The organism is Marinomonas foliarum (assembly GCF_003337275.1).
Lineage (GTDB): Bacteria > Pseudomonadota > Gammaproteobacteria > Pseudomonadales > Marinomonadaceae > Marinomonas > Marinomonas foliarum.
Map to the genome: position 1 here is coordinate 114,429 of NZ_QPJQ01000003.1, position 20,521 is coordinate 134,949.

The window sequence follows — 20,521 nt, forward strand, 5'->3', positions numbered from 1 at the left end:
ACCCTAAGAATCAGAGTGATAAGAGAAAGAAGGAAAGCGAGATGAATATGCCCCAAGCGAAAAATAACAGTGTGATTCATCCAGGGTTTTGCCACTTCATCAATGAAGAAGTGCTGCCACTTCACGCTATCGAACCAACCAAATTTTGGCGCGACCTTGAGCAGCTGATTGCTGATCTATCACCAATTAATCGTCAACTATTGGCCACTCGTGACCAGATGCAACAACAAATTGATCAATGGCACCTTGATCATAAAGACCAAGTCATGGACACAAAGGCTTATGAAGCCTTCTTACGTGAGATTGGTTACTTGGTTAAAGAGGGCGACGATTTCACCATTACCACAGCGAACGTGGACGACGAAATTGCTCACTTGGCAGGGCCTCAATTGGTGGTGCCAGTCAAGAACGCACGTTTTGCGCTGAATGCCGCCAATGCTCGTTGGGGCAGTTTGTATGATGCTTTTTACGGCACGGATGTGATCACCAAAACAGACGAGCTAGCGACAGGCAAAGCCTATAACCCAGTTCGTGGCGAAGCGGTGATTGCCAAAGCCAAAGACTTTTTAGATGAGGTGTTTCCGCTCGAGTCTGGTTCTCACAAAGACGTGATCAGCTACGTGGTTTATTACCATCATTTATTGGCATTTTTCCAAGATGGAAGCCAAACCGGTTTACAGCAACCTTGCCAGCTGGTGGCGGTAAATGGTCAGCGTAGTGAGCCTGAAGCCGTATTACTGAAAAATAACGGCTTACACGTAGAAATCCAGTTTGATCGTAACGGTAAAAACGGTGTGAAAGACCCAGCTAATATCAATGACATTCTTATTGAGTCAGCTCTAAGCACCATTATGGACTGTGAAGATTCCGTGGCGGCCGTTGATGCCGAAGACAAAATTGACGTGTACCGCAATTGGCTTGGCCTAATGCAAGGCACGCTAGAAGCTCGCTTCGAAAAAGATGGGCAGACGCAAACGCGCCGCATGAACCCAGACCGTATTTTTACGGACTTAGACAATCAAGAATACCGCTTACATGGCCGTTCTTTGTTGTTGATTCGCAATGTCGGTCACTTGATGGAATGTGACTTGATGCAAGACGAACTGGGTAACTTTGTGCCTGAAGGCATTATTGATGCGGTCGTAACAAGCTTGATTGCCGCATTAGATTTGCTGCCTACAGCAGGCGAACAGCAGAAAAAAATGAGCAATAGCCGAACTGGCAGCATTTATATCGTTAAGCCCAAGATGCACGGCCCAGAAGAGGTAGCGTTTAGCTGTGAGTTATTTGCTCGAGTAGAGCAGATGCTTGGCTTACCAGAAAACACCATCAAGATCGGCATTATGGACGAAGAACGCCGTACGACCTTGAATTTGAAAGAGTGTATTCGTCAGGCGAAATCTCGGGTGTTTTTCATCAATACGGGGTTTCTGGATCGAACTGGTGACGAGATTCACACCAGTATGCAAGCGGGCGCTTTCTTGCCAAAAGATCAGATTAAAACTCAGCCTTGGATTCAGGCTTATGAAAATCGCAACGTCGACATAGGCTTGCAGTGTGGTTTGCCTGGCAAAGCACAAATTGGCAAAGGAATGTGGGCCATGCCAGATGAAATGGCAGCGATGATGGCGGCGAAAGTAGCCCATCCGAAAGCGGGCGCGAATACGGCTTGGGTGCCATCACCAACCGCGGCGACTTTACATGCATTGCATTATCACCAAGTGGATGTGTTTGAAGTGCAGGAGCGACTAAAAAATCGTCCGAAAGCGAGCCTAACAGATTTACTAACCATCCCGACGATTCCAAGCAATTTGACCTTGTCGCAGCAAGTGATTGAACGAGAAATCGAAAACAACGTTCAAGGTTTATTGGGCTATGTGGTGCGCTGGATTGAAGCGGGCGTGGGGTGTTCGAAAGTGCCTGACATTAACAATGTGGGTTTGATGGAAGACCGTGCCACCTTGCGAATTTCCAGTCAGCACCTGGCGAACTGGTTACTGCATGGAATCTGTAGCAAAGAGCAAATTGATGAGGTGATGCAACGCATGGCATTGGTGGTAGATGAACAAAATAAAGCCACCGAGGGATATCGTCCAATGGCGAAAAATGCCAATAGTGTCGCTTTTAAAGCCGCGCAGGATTTGATCTTCAAAGGTGCTATTCAACCTAACGGTTATACAGAGCCCTTGCTACATGCCTACCGAATACAGGTAAAGGACACGCACTGAAAACGAATTAATTGTTAAGAATTTGTACCCATTTAAACAACCTAAAGAGTGAGAAGAGCCATGCAAACTTATAATAATAAAACACAGCAAGCGAGCAATACGATCAATCAACAAGGCCCAACTTGGGCGGCGATGAACCCTGAATTCGTAGCGAGAATGCAATTGCAAAACCGTTTTAATACGGGGTTAGATATCGCCAAATACACAGCTAAAATCATGCGTGAAGACATGGCGAGCTACGACAAAGATCCAGCGAATTACACCCAGTCTTTGGGGTGCTGGCATGGTTTTGTTGGCCAACAAAAAATGATTTCTATCAAGAAGCATTTTGGCACCACACGTAGCCGTTACTTGTACCTGTCTGGTTGGATGGTCGCTGCCATGCGTTCTGAGTTTGGCCCATTGCCAGATCAATCTATGCATGAAAAAACGTCTGTGCCAGCGTTGATTGAAGAGTTGTACACCTTTTTGAAGCAAGCGGATGCCCGTGAATTACAGCACATATTTAAAGAAATGGATGACGCCAGAGAAGCGGGTGATCAAGTCCGTGAACAAGCCGCTCAGCAAAAAATTGATAACTTCGAAACCCATGTAGTGCCAATTATCGCGGATATTGATGCAGGCTTTGGTAACGAAGAAGCGACCTATTTGCTAGCGAAAAAAATGATTGAAGCGGGCGCTTGTTGTATCCAGATCGAAAACCAAGTGTCTGATGCAAAGCAATGTGGTCACCAAGATGGCAAGGTGACAGTTCCTCATGAAGATTTCTTAGCGAAAATTAACGCGGTACGTTATGCCTTTTTAGAACTGGGTGTAGACGATGGTGTGATCGTAGCGCGTACGGATTCGTTAGGCGCGGGTTTAACGCAAAAAATTCCTGTATCGCAAACGCCTGGAGATTTAGCCGACCAATACAATGCCTTTATCGATGGCGAAGAAGTGACCTCACTTGCGCAGATGCAATCTGGCGATATGGCAATCAAACTGGGCGAGCGATTAATTAAGCCCACTCGTTTGCCGAATGGTTTGGTGCGCTTTAAACCGAATACGGGTGAAGACCGCGTGGTGTTGGATTGCATTACCTCTTTGCAAAATGGCGCGGATCTATTGTGGATCGAAACGGAAAAACCACATATTGGGCAAATCGCCGCGATTGTGAATCGTATTCGTGACGTTATGCCAAATGCCAAGCTTGTGTATAACAATAGTCCTTCTTTCAACTGGACATTGAACTTCCGTCAGCAAGTGTTTGATGCGTGGTTGGAAGAAGGCAAAGATGTTAGCCAATACCAACGTGAGAAACTGATGTCACAAGATTTTGATGGCAGCATGTTAGCCGAGGAAGCGGATGAGCGTATTCGACGCTTCCAGAAAGATGCCGCTGCGCAAGCAGGTATCTTCCATCATTTGATTACCTTGCCGACGTACCATACGGCCGCCTTGTCTACGGATAATTTGGCGAAAGATTACTTCGGTGAGCTAGGCATGTTGGGTTATGTGAGAGAAGTACAGCGCAAGGAAATTCGCCAAGGCTTGGCCTGTGTGAAACACCAAGACATGTCGGGTTCTAACATAGGTGATGATCACAAAGAGTACTTTTCTGGTGAGCAAGCGCTTAAAGCATCTGGCAAAGATAACACCATGAATCAATTTGCAGTCTGATGAAATGAAATAAGCGTCAGAGTGTATTGATAACAAAGACCAGCAGTCTTCCCCCTGCTGGTTTTTTGCTTAGTTTTTAATATTTTGTAAATGGATTATTATGGTGTAAGTCAGTTTTTTGGAAACTGGTTTTCTCAAACTTTTTTGGCCACTGAATTCGAGGGTTTTATTGAATAATTCACGTTATGCGCTGGGTGATAAGCAAGTTAGTGAGATTAGCTTAAAAGATTTAGCTAAACGTTCTCGATATGGCGGGATCTTTTACTTACTTGCGTTTTGGGCTGCTGTTTTTAGTTCCGCAACGGCGCGTGAGCATCTAGATACTATTGGCGTTTTTTCCGGCTGTTTTATGCTTCTCCAAATCTATCGCTTGGTTTTGTTTTTCAAAGTATTTTCTTCACACGATATAGATTACCCTTCGTACTTCTCTCGTTATGCTTTTATTTATAATTCCTCCGCTATTGTGTGGGTTAGTGGCTCTGCTTGGCTTTTTTATATTAATCCGATTGTCGACTTGGCAGTAACCATTAATATGATGGCGGCGGCAGGTATCAGCATTGGTGGCATCACTGTATTAGCTCCTTCCTATAAAATAATGCGCAGCTATTGGCTGTTAATCTGTTTGCCTTTTGCTTTGTCGGCGGGTGTGTTTTTGAATGAGCCTGGTAACTTGATTGTTGTTGGCTTAATTCTGGGTTATGGCCTGTTTATTTTGATGACGGGAAAGCAACAAAACCGTGCTTATTGGCAGGCGCTGAATGACAATTTAAAGCTGTCAGAGCAGGCTGAAGAGCTTGAGAAAGCGAAAATAGCGGCCGAGTTAGCGGGGCAGGCCAAAGCCGATTTTTTATCTTCGATGACCCATGAATTACGGACGCCCATGAATGGCGTACTTGGTATGGCGCAATTACTTGCGATGGGAGACCTTAACGAAAAGCAACAGCAGCAGGTTACGGTGATCAACAACGCTGGTAGAACACTGATGCACATTATTAATAATATATTAGATTACTCGAAAATTAATGCCGAGCAATTAGAATTGGAAAAAGTTGCATTTAGCCCGCGTAAGGTTGTTGATGAAGTAATGTTGCTGCTTTCACCTCAGTTTGAAAAAAAGCCAATAACGCTAACGTGTGCAATAGATGATATACCAGAGCTAGTCCAAGGAGACTCTTTCCGGCTTCATCAAATCCTTTATAACCTTGTTGGTAATGCCTTTAAATTTACCGATGAAGGGACAATTTCGATTGAGGTTTCTAGTAAGCAAAGTGATGACGACAAGACTGTAATTTTGTCTTTTGCTATTAGAGACACGGGCATTGGTATATCGTCTGAAGAGCAACAGCAAATTTTTGAGCAGTTTTATCAGGTTAACCATTTTAATCCTAATATCCGAGGCACGGGGTTGGGGCTAAGTATTACACAGCGTTTAGTCGAGCTTATGGGGGGGACTATTTCTGTTGAAAGTGAAGTGGGTGTGGGCAGTACTTTTACTATCGAGATTCCTTTTGCTCTGACTGTCCCGTCGGTTTTTAAGGAGTCACTAGAGTCTGGGAGTACATTAACAAAACCTGATCTCCCAACTAACTTGCATGTTCTGTTGGCTGAAGATAATAAAGTAAATCAAATGATCTGCGAGCAGTTCTTCTTTAAATTGGGATGTTCGGTGGATTTAGTAGAAACGGGCGTTATGGCGTTGGAGAGGTTTAATGGCTCTCAACATTATGATGTTATTTTCATGGACTGTAACATGCCGGAAATGGACGGCTTTTCAACCACTGTTGCTATTAGGCAGATTGAAAAAAGCAAAGGTCTAAATCAAACTCCGATTATCGCTCTGACTGCCCATGTGGAAGAAGATATTAAGCGACAATGCCTTGATTCTGGTATGAATGCTTTTATCAGTAAACCTTTCTTGTTTGAAGACCTGGAGTCCATAGTAAACAAAGTTCGAGCTGGTATGCGCAATGAGATTACATTAAAAGAGGTTAGCAAAAAGAGTTAGGTTACTTTTCATTGGCTGATTTCTTTGCATCGGTTAATCCGTGAGGTCAAGCATTTCAAGTTAAGCCTAAGCCATTGAAACTCAATGCTTGGGCTTTTTTATGTCTGTTCATTAAATCGTCACAGCGAAACGCTAATCTTTGTGAGAATCATAGAAGTACGACAAGTACTCTCACATAAAAGGGCGAAAAAATGACAAGTAAAATTTGGTTAGCAAGTTTGGTCTCAGTTGGTGTTTTATCGGGTTGTACGACGAACTCCGCTACGACATCGACAACCGGTTTTGTTGATAGTTTTCCATCAGAAGGTAGTGAACTGCCTTACTCTGTATTGCGTAATGATTTGATCGATGGAAAAACTAATCGACCATTCGAAATTCGTAATGGTGGTTTTGGGTCGGCTATGGTAGCGAACCCAAATCAAGCTAACCAGTTTTATGCGTTGACAGATCGTGGTCCAAATGCAAATTATAATGGCGGTTACGGTAAGGGGAAAAGCTTTCCTGTCGCTTCTTACACGCCTCGTATTGGTCTTTTCGAAGTCGATGCAGGTGGCAAAGTCACTATGGTTAAAAGTATTTTGCTTAAACGTCCAAATGGCAGTTTGATTTCTGGTTTGCCAAATACCTCTGCGTTAGGTGGAACAGGTGAAACTCCCTATCATGCCGATGGTAGCCCTGTGTTGATGGATGATAGTAAGCCGCATGATAAGACAACCAATCCTATTAAGCTGGATGATTACGGTTTAGATGGGGAGGGTTTAGTCGCACTTAAAGATGGTACGTTTTGGGTGAGCGATGAGTATGGTCCGCACATTGTTCACTTCGATAGCAACGGTGTGGAGATTGGCCGCATTAATGCGTTTAAAGACGACAGTCGTAACGTCTATCATCTGCCTGCTGTTTTTGCGCATCGTCGAGCCAACCGAGGCATGGAAGGGCTAGCCATTACGCCAGACGAAACGACCTTAGTTGGCATCATGCAATCGACTTTGCAGAACCCAGATAAAGCGGCACAAAAAAGTGATTTAACGCGTATTGTCACAGTGAATTTAACCACGGGTAAAACTGAGCAGTATTTGTATCGCCAAGAGAAAAATGAAAACTCGAATTCTGAAATATCGGCTTTAACGACGAATAAGTTCTTGGTTATTGAGCGAGATGGCGCCTTTTTACTAGGCGGCCCTGGTGGTGACTCTAAAGCCAAGCCGAATGCCCAAAAGCATGTTTACCGTATTGATTTAACAACAGGCACGCCGCTTTCATCGATTAGTCTGTCAGACTCTGTTAAGCGTGATGATAGTCACGGTTTAATGATCGAAGGTTTAACGCTAGAGCAGTTCGCGATGAAAAATGGCTGGGATGCTTTGTCAGATAGAGGGGTCAAGCCTGTGAATAAAGCTTTGGTGGTTGATATGGTGAAAGCAACTTCTTATCCACACGATAAAATGGAAGGCTTGTGGGTGATTGATGATCATCATCTTGGTGTATTAAACGATGATGATTTTGCTACCTGGTCGACTAAAGGAAAATTAGAGCAAAAATTATTGGATAATACGACAGTGGATTCTAATAAACTTTATATTATTAAAGCTGATTTGATGGGGAATTAATTCCTCCAAAGAATGATTTTTAAAAAAGAAATGCCGCAGTGCATTTCTTTTTTTATTTTATGAAATGATTATTCTTGTAAGGGCTTCTTTAAATTGAAAAGCAAACCTATTCCTGCAGGCCATGCTCCTACCGAGAGAGTTAAGTTGATTGACCTTTAAAATAACATTTTTTATAAGCGATGAATTCCGTTTTTAAATCATTTAGGCCCACTATTTTTGGGTTTTTATTAGTGACTATACATATTGGCAAAGAAATTGCTTTGATAGCGGTCTTAAGATTTTACAGGACATTAAAATGGAAGTGTTTCTTTCAAAGAACCAGTCTTTGATAAAACGTTTTATTAGAGGCATTGATAAGTACGATCAGACATTGCATTCATTAAGTTCGTGGTGGGGGAAAATATCTCTAATAGGGAAGATTAATAGTTTAGAAGTTGCATCGACCATTTTGGAAGATATGGACCATACGTTGGATCAGTTCCACCACCTTCAGAAACGCTTAATTGAAAGTCTAACGAATGAACAGGCTCGAAAGGTGGTGACTCAGGACCTAGCCCGTTGTCAGATGGCTATCGATGTATTAATACGTAATTTGTTTGAACGAACAGCTGATATCGGATTCTTATCAGCCGATTATGATGTTGTCCAATTTCTAAAAAATAATGATATAAAAGAAGAAGATAAAGATTTTTTGAGGCTCAGACTACAAGCCTATGTCGATATATATTCTGTCTATCAGGACGTGTTATTGATTGCACCCGATGGGGATCTGGTTTTTCAGCTTAGTCAGCCTGCTCGCAATGAAAACGTGCAAGATGCCTTCATTCAACAAGCGCTGGCTAAGCCAGATCAATACGTCGAGTATTTTGGCTGTACTAGCTTGTTAGAGGGAACACAGCCGAACCTCTTGTATGCCAATGCAGTTGTAGATGAAGGGAAAGTGGTTGGTGTTATTGTATTATGTTTTCGCTTTGATAATGAGCTAGAGGAAATTACTAATCGCCTTTTATTTGAACAGGAAGAAAACCATTTCTTGCTCTTAAATGGCGCAGGGGATGTTCTGTTCGCCCCACAATATTATAAGCAAACTTTTCCAGAGAATCTAACAATCAGCTTGTCACCTAAAATGGTGTCTTTAAATAACAAAAAAATGGTGCAAGTAACTGCCAAAGGACAAGCTTACCAAGGCTATTCTGGACCTAAAGATTGGAATGTAGGGTCTTTATTAGCACTTGAAACAATAGGGCAAGAGACTATTGATGAACATAGCTTCGCTTCTTTTACGCACTTAACGGGTATTATTTCAGCTGACTTATTTGATATTCGGCATCAATCCATATCAATCAATGATGACCTAGAGCTGATTGTATTAAATGGCATCATCACGGCTGCGCGTAAGGAAGCGGTTGAATTTATGCCTGTGTTAGAAGCGATAAAAAAAATAGGGCGGGATATTGATAATGTATTTGCCGATTCGATTAAATCTTTATTTTCTACAATAGTCTCTGGTCAATTAAATTCGATACGCTTACAGGCAAGTTTGGCTGTCGATATCATGGACCGTAATTTGTATGAGCGTGCGAATGATTGTCGCTGGTGGAGCCTAGGTAGCCAATTGCAGTTAGCTTTGTCGAGTACAAAAATTGATACTGCGAGTATTCGTGAAACGCTTGCCAAGATTCATTCTCTTTATACGGTTTACCACACTTTATATGTCTATGATCAGAATGGGCATTATGTGGCTTTTTCTGATGATAGCTACCAGGACAAAGTTGGTCTGCCTATAGAGAAAAGCTCTTGTGGGCAGGCTGTGTTTAAGTTGCAAGATATCTATGCCTATAGCGTATCCGCTTTTACAACATTTGACTGTTATGGCGGAGAGCACACTTATATTTATAATGCAGCAATACGAGACTCACAAGATAGTCGTCAGACCATTGGTGGAATTGGGATTGTTTTCGATTCCAAGCATGAGTTTAGGGCCATTCTTCAAGATATTTTGCCTCGTGAAAATGGTAAAGTGAAAGCGGGGGCTAAGGCAGTGTTCACCACGGATACAGGTTTTGTTGTATCCAGTTCATCGGATGATCATCCGGTTGGCTCTGTATTTTGGGTTGATATTGATCGTACGGAACTGCAACAAAATGGCTCGACAGCTTCTATTATTAAATTAGCTGATAAGGCTTATCTTGTTGGTGCTGCAAAGTCAGAAGGTTATCGAGAATACAAACGTCAGGATGGGTATGAGAATAGTATAGTTTCTTGGGTGCTTGTTCCTTGTTAGTGTAAAAAATATTAAGCTGATGCTGTGGAAGATATGATAATTTAATGGTTCCATTGTGTTTTAAAAACATGACATTAACCCTAAGAAACATTGTATGAATTTAGAGTCGTTATTTTCTATTGATCCTTATCGTTGGAGCTCGATAGCTACCGCTATTTTTTGCGGTGTCATTGTTGGTTTAGAGCGTCAGTTAAGGGGAAAGCCTGTAGGAATTAGAACCTCGGCGCTAATTGTATTGGGCACTTATGTGTTTATTGCCTCGTCGATGTTTATTGCTGCTGAGACGACAGATCCTTCTCGAATTATTGGGCAGGTGATTACTGGAATTGGTTTTCTTGGGGCTGGTGTTATGTTGTCTAAAGATGGTGCCGTTATTGGTGTGACCTCTGCTGCAACGATTTGGACACTTGCTGCCATTGGGGTATGCATTGCGATTATTGGCTCTTATGTGGCGATTAAATTGTCTTTTGTTGTTGTCGCTATTTTATATGGTGTAGATATTCTTGAAGGCTATTCGTCGAATTTTACTCGCGGAGTACATTCTAAATACAGTCGCTGGCGTAAACGAGACGTGAATAGAGAGGACTAGATGGTTTCAGGTTATCGAGTGAGTAGTGATAGTAATGAAATGGATGTTGACGTCATTTATAGTTACATATCGAGCTCTTATTGGGCAGCGGGCATACCTAAAGAAACGCTTAAAAAAGCGCTAGAAAACTCGCTGTGCTTTGGGGTGTTTTCGTCTGATGGGAAGCAAGTTGGCTTTGCTAGAATGATTACGGACCAAGCCACTTTTGCGTATTTGGCGGATGTTTTTATTGATGAAGAGCACCGAGGACAGGGGCTGTCAAAGTGGTTGATGCAGCGTGTTCATGAGCATCCATCACTACAGGGATTGCGAAGGATTTTATTGGCTACTCGAGACGCGCATAGTTTATATCAGCAGTTTGGTTATACCGCATTGGGTTCACCTGAGACTTTTATGCAAAAATGGCAGCCTGATGTCTACAAAGGGTAGTTTACTCAGACAGCTCGACACAGTTTCTTCCTCTGTCTTTCCCTCTGTAAAGTGCCTTATCGGCACGTTTAATCATATTAAGTGCGTTATCATTTTGTTTGTGTCGTTCTGCAAGGCCAAGCGTAATGGTTAATGGAAGACTAAAGTCGCTGAACTTGTCTTGAGCTATGATTTTTCTCAAATTGTCCGCTATTTTGGCGGCCTCATTTTGTGAGGTATTCGGTAAAAGGATAATAAATTCCTCACCGCCAAATCGGGCGATTGTGTCTGTTTTTCTTATATTATTTGATAATACTGTTCCGACTTCTATTAAACAGATATCACCAATGTCATGCCCATACATATCATTTACTTTTTTGAATAAATCAATATCAATCAGTATTAAGCTTAGCGGTGTAGAAGACATTTCTGCAGTTTCTAGTGCAAGGCTAAAGTTACGGTTTAAGCCTCGTCGATTAAGTAAGCCAGTTAGAGGATCATGGATATTCTCGTCTTTTAGCTGATCAGTAAATTCAGTGTGTTTTTTTAAGAAAAATAGGCCGAACACACCGCTGAATACAATGGATATTGTTAGCCAAAAACCGCGAGCGATGGATTTTTCGTTTGAGTGTATTTCTCCTGTTAAGTCTGGAATTAGGCCATTGAAAATAGTGGTAATAATCACGCTTATGGATAAAAAAGCGGTGACAAGTAATGATTCTCGGAAACCACCAATCAGGGCTGCAAATATGGGATACAGGGGTAAAGCGACAGCAACATGGCTGTTAACACCACCTGATAGATAAAAGGTTGGTGTAATTAGCACTATGGCTAGCAATAGAGAAAGTGTTATTTCCTGCTTTGTCGCAATGTTCAGGCGAACGATAATATAAAAAATAGTAACCAGAGTTAGGTTGATTAAATCCAGCACAGTAAATATGACTGGCAATGTCACAAAAAAGGGTCGAAAAAACACAGATGCAATTATGGCTGCAATGGTTAGTTTGATAACTTTGAGCGTTAAGTTATGAGTGAGTGCGTTTGGGGTATTGTTGCTATTTTGCATGCCGCTACGAGAAGTGCCTTTTTAATTTTATCTGAGAATGAGAGACTCTGGGTTGTATTAAGCGGTGCTCTAACGATCTCTTGAGTTCTGACATAGTACTTAGCTTAAAGGCTTTTTACGATATATTTTCTGTGTACTATTGTTCGACTTTATTTATTGTAGAAGAAAAAAGATAAAATCGCGCAAGTGCTGTTGAATTAGGCTTACACACGTAATTAAAACAGAATTCTATGTTAGATTTGTTTGAAATATTATGATGTTTAAGGATGTAGGATGAAGGTAAAACACGGATTTAGTGCAGTGGTGATGTTTGTTAGCTGCTTCACGGCACTCCCAGCCATGGCAGCGACTTTTGAAGTGCCCAGATCTTTTGAAATTATGTATGTTGACTTAGAAAGTTCTCGGCAATTTGGCAACGACTTCAAAGTCAATGTAGATGAAGGGCCGCATCAAATTGTTGTTCGATTTAATAAAATACTACGTAGTGGCGGGGATTCTCAAACTTTCCAGTCTGAGCCAATTGTGTTGGATTTACAGTTTCAAAGTGATACATACCTTAGCCTGAAAGCACCTTATATATCTACGGTTAGGCAAGCTGAAGACAATGTAAAAGAGCCTCAGTTCTCAATTGTTGATGAGGTAAGTGGCCAAGAAATCGACTACAAGCAGCAAATGCTCACTAAGAAGTCTGGGTTACAAAACACCCGTGATTTTGTGACGGAAGTTGAGCGTTTGACAGCAAAAAATTCAATGAAGGTGAATGCATCATCAGCTGGTCCTGATGTTGCGCCTGTTAGAATGTCTGATGATGTCGAGCTGCAAATGATGCAGTTTTGGTATAACCAATCAGACAAGGTGACTCGTAAGAATATTCGAGTTTGGATTGCGGATGATTTGTACAAACCAGAGGTCTCTAGCATTCAGTTTGAGATGTCAACATTTTGGTTTAATAAAGCTGACAAGCAATCACAGCAAGCTTTTCAGCAGTGGTTGATTAAAGAGTAGCGCTCTATTAACGAACAAAAAAACGGCCAGCGTGGTTGATTACCGCGTTGGCCGTTTTTTGTCTGAAAATTGTATTATTTTAAAAGGCGGTTTGCGTCTTGTTCTGTTTTTGGTTGAATTTATCATTTACCCAAAGTGCCAGTAATATAATCCCGCCACCAATGCTTAAACGTAGAATATCAGCATCACGGTTCCAGAAAAGCACATTGACCAGTATGCCTGCAGGAATCAGTAGGTTATTCGCTACCGCCAATGTGCCTATATTGACTAAGGTCGCACCCTTGTTCCAAGCAAAGTAGCCAAGGCCCGAAGCAACAATTCCCAAGTAAGTCAAAATAGACCACTGAAGTGTTGTAGTAGGCAGCTTATCTGGGTTGCCAAGCGCAAGATAACAAGGGATGACGACAGCAAGAGCTCCTAGGAAGAACCAGCCAAATACAGTACGTTGAGGTAAGTCTGGGCGCTCTTTTGCAATGACTCGCTTGTAACCTACTTGCCCAGCTGCAAAACAAAGATTCGCACATTGAACAATCAAGAGCCCTTTCACGAAGCCTTCATCTATGCCTTGGTAGCGAATAGCAACAGCACCCAGAATGGCAAGCAATGCACTGATAGCAAAACCGATATTGATACGGCGATCTAACATGTCATTAATGAGCGTGACATAAAGAGGGGTCATAACGGTAAAAAGTAATACTTCTGGAACAGACAGGTACAAAAATGACTGATAGTAAAAGCCATACATGATGCCGAGCTGAAGTGCACCACAGACCATTAATTTTAAAGCTATTTTTGCTTCTATCTGGCGTAGTTTTAGAAAAGGTAGAAACACAACTGTCGCTAGTGCGACTCGCATTAATACAGAGAACCAAGCATCAACCTGACCAGCAAGGTAGACCCCAATTAAGCTAAAGGAAAACGCCCAGAGCAGCGTGACGGCAATAAGTATAGGCATATTATTCTTTATCCAGGTTAAATTTTTTGCAAATCTTACCGATTAATTGCACTGTGGTAAATCAGTTTACTTTTATATTTTTGCTGGTTTACTAGTGTTTCAATATCAACTTTTTGAAGTTGGCCTCTTTTTCTGCATATTTTAGTAAAAAGTGATTCTATTTTGGCAGTTCGCTTTTTGTTGACCTAATGGGTGTGTTCCCCTGGTTGTATCTTTCGGGCGAGCAAAACCTTGATCTAGATTAAAAAGTCGATTTTAGATCCTGTTACTTTTTTGTCACAGACATGTTGTTTGACCAAAAAAGGAATCGATTATGAAAGCTTTACTCCCTGTTGCTCTATTTTCTGTACTTTGTTCATCTGCTGCATTGGCTCATGATGCTGGTGATATCTTTGTGCGTGGCGGTCTAGCGGTTGTCATGCCAAACGAAAGCAGTGATGACGTTGCTAGTTCTGGTGAATTGGAACTGGATAATGATACTCAAATCGGGGTAACGCTTACCTATATGCTGACTGAGCAGTTTGGAGTTGAACTTTTGGCAGCCACCCCATTTACTCATAAAGTATCTACTGGCGGTTTAGGAGAGGTTGCTGAGGTTTCACATTTACCGCCTTCTATCATGGCACAATATTATTTTGGCCAAGCCAACAGCCAAATTCGCCCTTATGTTGGTGCCGGTTTGAATTACACTATTTTCTTTGATGAAGAAGGTAAGGGCGATTTGGCCAATACGGATGTTGACCTTGATAGCTCATTGGGTTTGGCTGCTCAAGTGGGTGTAGACGTGAAACTATCTGAACGTTGGTTCGCCAATGCGTCTCTTTGGTACATGGATATTAACACCGATGTTCATACATCAGTCGGCACTTTCAATGCGGACATTGACCCTATTACCTTTATGGCAAGTGTTGGCTACACCTTCTAATTCTTTAGCAGTTTAAAAAAGGGCCTTAATTCGAAATTAAGACCCTTTTTTGTTATTGCGCCCAAGGAACTGGCTCCTAGTTTTGAAATGTCATTTGTTTTGATTTATGCGTTTGGTATAGGCTTACGGGTCTTTATGAAGAAACATTTCTAGGAAAATATAGTGTTGTTAACTTTTCTAATTGAGTTTGAACAGAAGAGCCGTGTTTTTTTGCAAACGCAAGAAGAAACGGATGTTGCTCATGATATAAGCCATATTCTGCGAGTTGTAAAAACGGCGAAGCAGCTTGCTGAAGCAGAGAAGGCTGACTTAGCGGTGGTTGTGCCTGCGGCTTGGCTTCATGACTGTGTGTCGTTACCTAAAAACCACCCTAACAGACACTTGGCTTCGAGGATGGCTGCCGACAAGGCGATAGAGTTTCTTGTTTCAATTAATTATCCAAGCGAGTACTACAAAGCGATTCATCACGCGATTTGTTCCCATAGTTTTAGTGCCAATATTTCGACTGACACATTGGAAGCCAAAATAGTACAAGATGCGGACCGCTTGGATGCGTTAGGGGCGGTTGGTATTGCTCGCTGTATGCAGGTTAGTGGGGCGCTAAATCGAACTCTCTATTCTTTTTATGATCCGTTTTGCGAACAGCGTGAGCCAAATGATGCGTTATATTCCATTGATCATTTTTATAACAAACTGTTTCATATTGTAGATCGTTTGAATACGCCTTCAGCTCAACTGGAAGGACGAAGACGAGAGCGTGTTATGCGGACTTTCTTAGAGCAATTGGCCTATGAAATCTAGCAAGCGGTGGCTGGTGGCTTACTAAAAAATTAGGAGAGAACCGCTGTGGATTTGATTTGAGCAATGACGGATTTTCCTTGTACTAGTGAAAGGCGATGGACCGATAAGGCCGTTAATTTGGCTAATATTGGGGTTTTGTCGCCTACCAATAATCGGACGATCACTGTATTTGGGTCTTTAGGATCATTTTCCATGTCGTCAATAATAGCGTTCAGGCGGTTTAAGATGCTTGAGTCATTTTCTTTGCTTAGGGACAAGCTGACATCTTTCGATTGAATTCTTAATCGCACGGTATCATTGAGCTTTTCATTGCCTTGCTTAAAAGCAATGGTCTGGTTATCGAAGCTGAGCCATGAAAGTCCCCATTTCGCTTCTTGTTTTGCTACTGTGCCGGAAATAACTACGCTGGCATCTTGGTATCGTGAAAATGAGGTGCCAAGTTTACCAAGCAAGGTATGAATTTCCCCTTCCTCTAAGACTCGCCCTTTATCTAATACCACCATATGGTCGGCTAACCTGATCACTTCATCTAGAGCGGCTAGGGGTTCATCCATAAGTAATAATTTTGGCTGAATAAGCAGTGCTCTGGCAATGGCGACTCGCTGACGCTCGCCACCCGATAATTGTGCCGGATATTGGGGCAAAATAGATTCGATATTCATTAGCTGAGTGATTTCATTATAAGAAATAACTGATTGATCTTTATCAGCACGTTTCATTGCAAAGCGCAGGTTACCTTCAGCTGTTAAATGCTCAAATAGGTTTGCATCTTGGAAGACAAAGCCTATGGGTCGTTTATGGGGGGGAGAGATGTTTGAGGAGTTTGCCACACAGTATTTTCTAGGCGAATATGGCTGTTATTACTTGCCTCCAAACCTGCTATATGACGCAATACCGTGGTTTTTCCTGAACCTGATGATCCAAATAATGCCGTAACACCAGTACTTGGGAGATGGAGGTTAATATCTAAAGAGAAGTTTGAGTGCCTGATTGATGGCTTAACAATTTGTATGTGCAATGATTTGTCATCGTCTAAAAGAGTCAAAATACCACCCCAGAAACCGCTTTGCTTTTTGGATGTTTCTGCACACCGTATAAAAAGGCGAGCACAACAAATGCAAAAGCTACCATCAGCAGAGGCAAAGTATGAGCTTGTCCGTATTCTAGAGCTTCAACATGGTCATATATCTGTATAGAAATAACTCTTGTTTCATTTGAGATGTTTCCGCCTATCATAAGAACCACACCTAATTCGCCCACCGTATGGGCAAATCCAAGAATAGCGGCACTGATATAACCAGGTCTTGCTAATGGAATAGCCACATGGAAGAAACGGTTTAAGGGCGAAGATCGTAAGGTGGCCGCTGCTTCTAAAGGCCCTTTTCCAATGGTTAAAAAAGCATTTTGAATAGGTTATACAACAAAAGGAAGTGAGTAAAGCATGGAAGCAATGACTAAGCCTGCAAAGCTAAAAGGTAACGGCGATAGCCCTATGTTATTGATTACAGAGCCCACAGCCCCTTGAGGGCTTAACAGAAGCAGTAAATAGAAACCAAGTACTGTCGGAGGTAATACTAGTGGCATTCTCATAGTCTTTCGCTAACTGCTGTATTGGCGAAATAAAATTAGTGGCTACAGCAAGGTGAAGTCCGTCTGTAGCGAATAATTTGGCCGAGAGTAGAAAGCCATAGTTAACAAGACGCTAAATTTGCTTAGTAAAAATAGCGTTTTGTTAACTAAAAATGCCTTATGAGCCATGTTTTTCCATTCTGTAATTTAATAAAAGAAGCTTTATGCAAAGAGTAGATAGCAGTTGCCTTGCTCAATGCCTACCGTGGCTTTTTTTAAGTGGCTGCCTTGGCAGGGTCCAGTTATGCATACCCCATCGATAGGAGAGAAAAGAGCACCGTGGTGGTGGCACTTCAAATAATCTCCATCGTCATCTAAGGTTGGATTAGAAGACCAACTTAACTGTTTTTTCTGGTGAGGGCAAAGGTTCTCATAGGCTAAAATTTGACCTTTTTGCTTAGTCACCAAAAAGTTGTACTCTGCTACTTTTATGTTCAGCGCTTTGCCTTCAGGAAGGTTTTGCGCGTCAGGAATAAGATGCTTATTAAACACGTGATTACCGCACTTTTTATAATGGATTGCTTATTTAAGAGAATTGGCGCATTTCATGTTTATGCGAACTAGAATGATAGAGTTATCCATTTCAATCTAGTGCTGTTTTCTTTCAATTCTACGGCCGTTTAAGTGATTAAATATCAAGGAAATGTCAGTAAATTAAACATTCCGTGAGGAACGACTCTAAAGTGCTATGGCAAGTGAGTCAATATGCAATAATTTAGCTAGTTGTATTTTGATCGTTGCTTGCGTTTGGTAAGCTCCTTATACTTGCCGCTATGGCTAAAAAAACTCCGGCAAAACCCTCTCGTAAGTCTTCGTCTCAAACGAAAAAAATCCCTCGATCTTCTTTTTTGAAGAGGATGTTTCGTTTTCTTTTTAAGTGGGGCTTCATCCTTTCATTAGTAGCTAGTATCCCATTTTTCGCTTGGGTATGGTGGTTAAATGGACAAGTTGTTGAACGCTTTGAAGGCCAAAAATGGCAGGTGCCTTCTGAGGTGTATAGTGCTCCTATTATTTTATCGAGTGGCGCGCCTTGGAAAAAGCAAGATCTCGAGAGCTTGCTGGAGGAAACGGGTTATCGTTTTGGCCGAAACAGTCAAAAGGTAGGCTGGGCAGCTCGTAGCCAAACGAAAGTAAGCGCGCATCTTCGCTCTTATGTCGATCATCTTGGTTTCCATGAAAGTGAAAGGCGCATCTTTTCATTTGAAAATGGTCGTTTGGTTATCCAAGCATTGAATGGTGATGAAATCAGTGAGGCAAGAATAGAGCCTCAACGAATCGGCTATTTATATGGTGGTAATACTGAAAGCCGTCAAATATTAACTTACAACGAAATACCTAAACCCCTTATTGATATCCTCGTGGCCGTTGAGGATCAGGAGTTTTATCATCACTGGGGGATTTCTTTAACAGGGATTGCGCGAGCTGTTGTTGTTAATTTTACCCAAGGCTCTAGGCGTCAGGGTGGCTCTACACTGACTCAGCAGTTGGTTAAAAACATGTATTTGAGTTCTGAGCGAACTTACACACGCAAATTAACCGAAGTTGTGATGAGTTTGTTGCTTGAATATCATTATTCAAAAGAAGCTATCATCACGGCGTATATGAATGAAGTCTATCTCGCACAGCTTGGTAGTAGCGCATTACATGGCTTTGCCGCTGCTAGCCAGCACTTCTTCGGCCGCCCTTTGAACGAGCTTAATATAGATGAGTTCGCACTCTTAGTTGGCATGGTAAAAGGTCCATCTTTATACAACCCTGAACGCTCGCCAAATAGAGCAAAAGCTCGACGGAATACTGTATTGGCAGTGTTGAAAGAACAAGGGCGCTTATCTGATAAAGATTACAATAGTCTAATAAAACAGCCCATTCGGCTTGCAAGTAAGCAGAAAGAGCGCTCGGTATATGGTGACTACCTAGATCTTGTTGCTATGCAGCTTTCGCGAGATTTTGATGAAGCGACTTTAGCAACAAAAAATCTACGCATTTATACTGGGGTTGATATTAGAGCTCAGCGTGCTGCAAGTGCGGCTATGCAGCGTCAAGTAGCCGCACTGGGAAGACGTGATGCGAAATTAAAGGGCCTACAAGGTGCGATGGTGGTTACCGACCGAATAACGGGGCAGGTGCGAGCTATCGTTGGTTCGAGTGACCAATATTACACAGGATTTAACCGAGCGTTAGGAGCCGTAAGACCTATTGGGTCATTAGTAAAACCACCGCTTTATATGTCTGCTTTGGCGACAGGGCGCTATACATGGTGGTCAAAAATTGAAGATAAGCGACTTCGGTTCAAAGTAGGTGGTCAGATCTGGGAGCCTGAAAACTATGATCGAAAGACTCATGGTGTGATGCATCTTTATGAGGCGATGGCGAAATCCTATAATTTGGCGACAGTCTCTTTGGCAGAGCAAATAGGCTTCGATAGAGTAGGGGATACGTTAAGACAATTAGGGGTTAAGCGCTCATTTACCATGCACCCCGCCATGGCGTTGGGTGCATTAGAGTTGTCTCCGTTTGAAGTGTCGCGTTTGTATCAGCCGATTGCGTCTCAGGGAAAAAGTAGTGAGCTTGGGGTTGTGCTAGCTGTTATGGATCAGAATGATCGATTAATGAAGCGTTTTGATCAGCAAAATGATGTGCCTTTTACTGATGCTCTGCTTGCTGTGACTTTGGATGGAATGACAAAAACACCTAAGATAGGTACTGCACGAGCTGCGCAAGCTGCGTTTCCAGACTTGAATTTTGCTGCTAAAACCGGAACAACAAATCAACAAAAAGACAGTTGGTTTGTTGGGATTACTGGAGATTATTCTTCAACTGTATGGTTAGGTGACGATAATAACGTGCCGCTCAGTATAACTGGAAGCAGCGGTGCTCAGAAAGTTTGGATAGACTTTACTAAAAACGTCAATCCTAGATCATTACCTACTAGTTTGCCCAATGGTGCAGCTCGTTATGATGTGCTGAATGAGGAGTTTGAAATGGCAGCCAGCCGTTGTAGCGATAAAACCTCACTGGCTTTTATTTTGGGAACTGAACCCAAAGACAGTAGCTCATGTTTTTGGCCTTTTTAAGTCAATTACGATTAGTAAAAGTAAGCGCCTTTTAAATAGTTAGGTTTTATATTGTCCCTTAGGTTGTTGAAATTAAACAGATTGCTGTTTTTTTTCATCGAATCGTGATTATATTTACCGACGATACTATTTTTTAGCGAAAGAGTTCAGTTAAGTGGCATGTACTTATGTGTTTTTTCACTGTAACGTGGTTACCATAGTTGTAGGATACAAAGCGTCACTTGTAGTTTGAATTCGTCACTTGTAGTTTGAATTTTATTTGTTAAAGGGAGTGGCGTGA

The 20,521-nt window shown here is 42.0% G+C and carries 18 protein-coding genes; 11 read left to right on the forward strand and 7 right to left on the reverse strand.

Annotated elements, in window-relative coordinates; all coding sequences use genetic code 11:
- The first annotated feature begins 41 nt into the window (after positions 1 to 41).
- The 7 genes from DFP77_RS02480 (at position 42) to DFP77_RS02510 (ending at position 10,807) form a co-directional block, all read left to right on the forward strand.
- A complete protein-coding gene (locus DFP77_RS02480; protein ID WP_114410716.1) occupies positions 42 to 2,228 on the forward strand; it encodes a malate synthase G in 2,187 nt (728 codons plus the stop codon).
- Positions 2,229 to 2,288: 60 nt separating this feature from the next.
- Positions 2,289 to 3,890 (forward strand): isocitrate lyase, encoded by a 1,602-nt coding sequence (locus DFP77_RS02485; RefSeq protein WP_114410717.1) that lies wholly within the window; start codon positions 2,289 to 2,291, stop codon positions 3,888 to 3,890.
- A 169-nt stretch (positions 3,891 to 4,059) separates the two neighbouring features.
- Complete coding sequence (locus DFP77_RS02490; protein WP_114410786.1) at positions 4,060 to 5,895, forward strand: ATP-binding protein; 1,836 nt, start codon at positions 4,060 to 4,062, stop codon at positions 5,893 to 5,895.
- A gap of 191 nt (positions 5,896 to 6,086) precedes the next feature.
- The gene (locus DFP77_RS02495; protein ID WP_114410718.1) at positions 6,087 to 7,505 is read left to right on the forward strand and encodes an esterase-like activity of phytase family protein; all 1,419 of its coding nucleotides are present in this window, start codon (positions 6,087 to 6,089) and stop codon (positions 7,503 to 7,505) included.
- Between the two features lie 295 nt (positions 7,506 to 7,800).
- Positions 7,801 to 9,789, forward strand: coding sequence for a cache domain-containing protein (locus DFP77_RS02500; RefSeq protein ID WP_114410719.1), 1,989 nt, complete (start codon positions 7,801 to 7,803; stop codon positions 9,787 to 9,789).
- 94 nt (positions 9,790 to 9,883) lie between these two features.
- Positions 9,884 to 10,378: an MgtC/SapB family protein gene (locus tag DFP77_RS02505; RefSeq protein ID WP_114410720.1), complete on the forward strand. Its 495-nt coding sequence runs from the start codon at positions 9,884 to 9,886 to the stop codon at positions 10,376 to 10,378.
- Positions 10,379 to 10,807 (forward strand): GNAT family N-acetyltransferase, encoded by a 429-nt coding sequence (locus tag DFP77_RS02510; RefSeq protein WP_114410721.1) that lies wholly within the window; start codon positions 10,379 to 10,381, stop codon positions 10,805 to 10,807.
- A gap of 1 nt (position 10,808) precedes the next feature.
- Here DFP77_RS02510 and DFP77_RS02515 read toward each other — a convergent pair whose 3' ends face one another.
- Complete coding sequence (locus tag DFP77_RS02515) at positions 10,809 to 11,852, reverse strand: GGDEF domain-containing protein (protein WP_114410722.1); 1,044 nt, start codon at positions 11,850 to 11,852, stop codon at positions 10,809 to 10,811.
- Positions 11,853 to 12,125: 273 nt separating this feature from the next.
- Here DFP77_RS02515 and DFP77_RS02520 point away from each other — a divergent pair, with 273 nt between their 5' ends.
- Complete coding sequence (locus tag DFP77_RS02520) at positions 12,126 to 12,857, forward strand: YccT family protein (protein ID WP_114410723.1); 732 nt, start codon at positions 12,126 to 12,128, stop codon at positions 12,855 to 12,857.
- 79 nt (positions 12,858 to 12,936) lie between these two features.
- Here DFP77_RS02520 and DFP77_RS02525 read toward each other — a convergent pair whose 3' ends face one another.
- Positions 12,937 to 13,812, reverse strand: coding sequence for a carboxylate/amino acid/amine transporter (locus DFP77_RS02525; protein ID WP_114410724.1), 876 nt, complete (start codon positions 13,810 to 13,812; stop codon positions 12,937 to 12,939).
- A gap of 313 nt (positions 13,813 to 14,125) precedes the next feature.
- Between DFP77_RS02525 and DFP77_RS02530 the strand changes: the two genes are divergently transcribed.
- On the forward strand, positions 14,126 to 14,737 hold the full coding sequence (locus DFP77_RS02530) for an OmpW family outer membrane protein (RefSeq protein WP_114410725.1): 612 nt from the start codon (positions 14,126 to 14,128) through the stop codon (positions 14,735 to 14,737).
- A gap of 162 nt (positions 14,738 to 14,899) precedes the next feature.
- Positions 14,900 to 15,538, forward strand: a complete 639-nt coding sequence (locus DFP77_RS02535; RefSeq protein ID WP_114410726.1) for an HD domain-containing protein — start codon at positions 14,900 to 14,902, stop codon at positions 15,536 to 15,538.
- Between the two features lie 29 nt (positions 15,539 to 15,567).
- On the opposite strand, the gene DFP77_RS02540 is transcribed toward DFP77_RS02535, so the two are convergent.
- The 5 genes from DFP77_RS02540 to DFP77_RS02555 form a co-directional block, all read right to left on the reverse strand.
- Positions 15,568 to 16,368: a molybdenum ABC transporter ATP-binding protein gene (locus tag DFP77_RS02540; protein ID WP_114410727.1), complete on the reverse strand. Its 801-nt coding sequence runs from the start codon at positions 16,366 to 16,368 to the stop codon at positions 15,568 to 15,570.
- A complete protein-coding gene (locus DFP77_RS02545; RefSeq protein ID WP_181858484.1) occupies positions 16,323 to 16,583 on the reverse strand; it encodes an ATP-binding cassette domain-containing protein in 261 nt (86 codons plus the stop codon). Before DFP77_RS02545 ends, DFP77_RS02540 begins: the two co-directional genes overlap by 46 nt.
- Entirely contained in the window at positions 16,580 to 16,948 is a 369-nt protein-coding gene (locus DFP77_RS02550) for a molybdate ABC transporter permease subunit (protein ID WP_309477152.1), read from the reverse strand. Before DFP77_RS02550 ends, DFP77_RS02545 begins: the two co-directional genes overlap by 4 nt.
- A 3-nt stretch (positions 16,949 to 16,951) precedes the next feature.
- On the reverse strand, positions 16,952 to 17,122 hold the full coding sequence (locus DFP77_RS19940; RefSeq protein ID WP_309477151.1) for a hypothetical protein: 171 nt from the start codon (positions 17,120 to 17,122) through the stop codon (positions 16,952 to 16,954).
- A gap of 207 nt (positions 17,123 to 17,329) precedes the next feature.
- Positions 17,330 to 17,659 carry a Rieske (2Fe-2S) protein gene (locus DFP77_RS02555; RefSeq protein ID WP_114410729.1) on the reverse strand — a complete coding sequence of 110 codons (330 nt, stop codon included), beginning with the start codon at positions 17,657 to 17,659 and terminating at the stop codon, positions 17,330 to 17,332.
- 365 nt (positions 17,660 to 18,024) lie between these two features.
- Here DFP77_RS02555 and DFP77_RS02560 point away from each other — a divergent pair, with 365 nt between their 5' ends.
- On the forward strand, positions 18,025 to 20,241 hold the full coding sequence (locus DFP77_RS02560) for a transglycosylase domain-containing protein (RefSeq protein ID WP_258861050.1): 2,217 nt from the start codon (positions 18,025 to 18,027) through the stop codon (positions 20,239 to 20,241).
- The last annotated feature ends 280 nt before the right edge of the window (positions 20,242 to 20,521 follow it).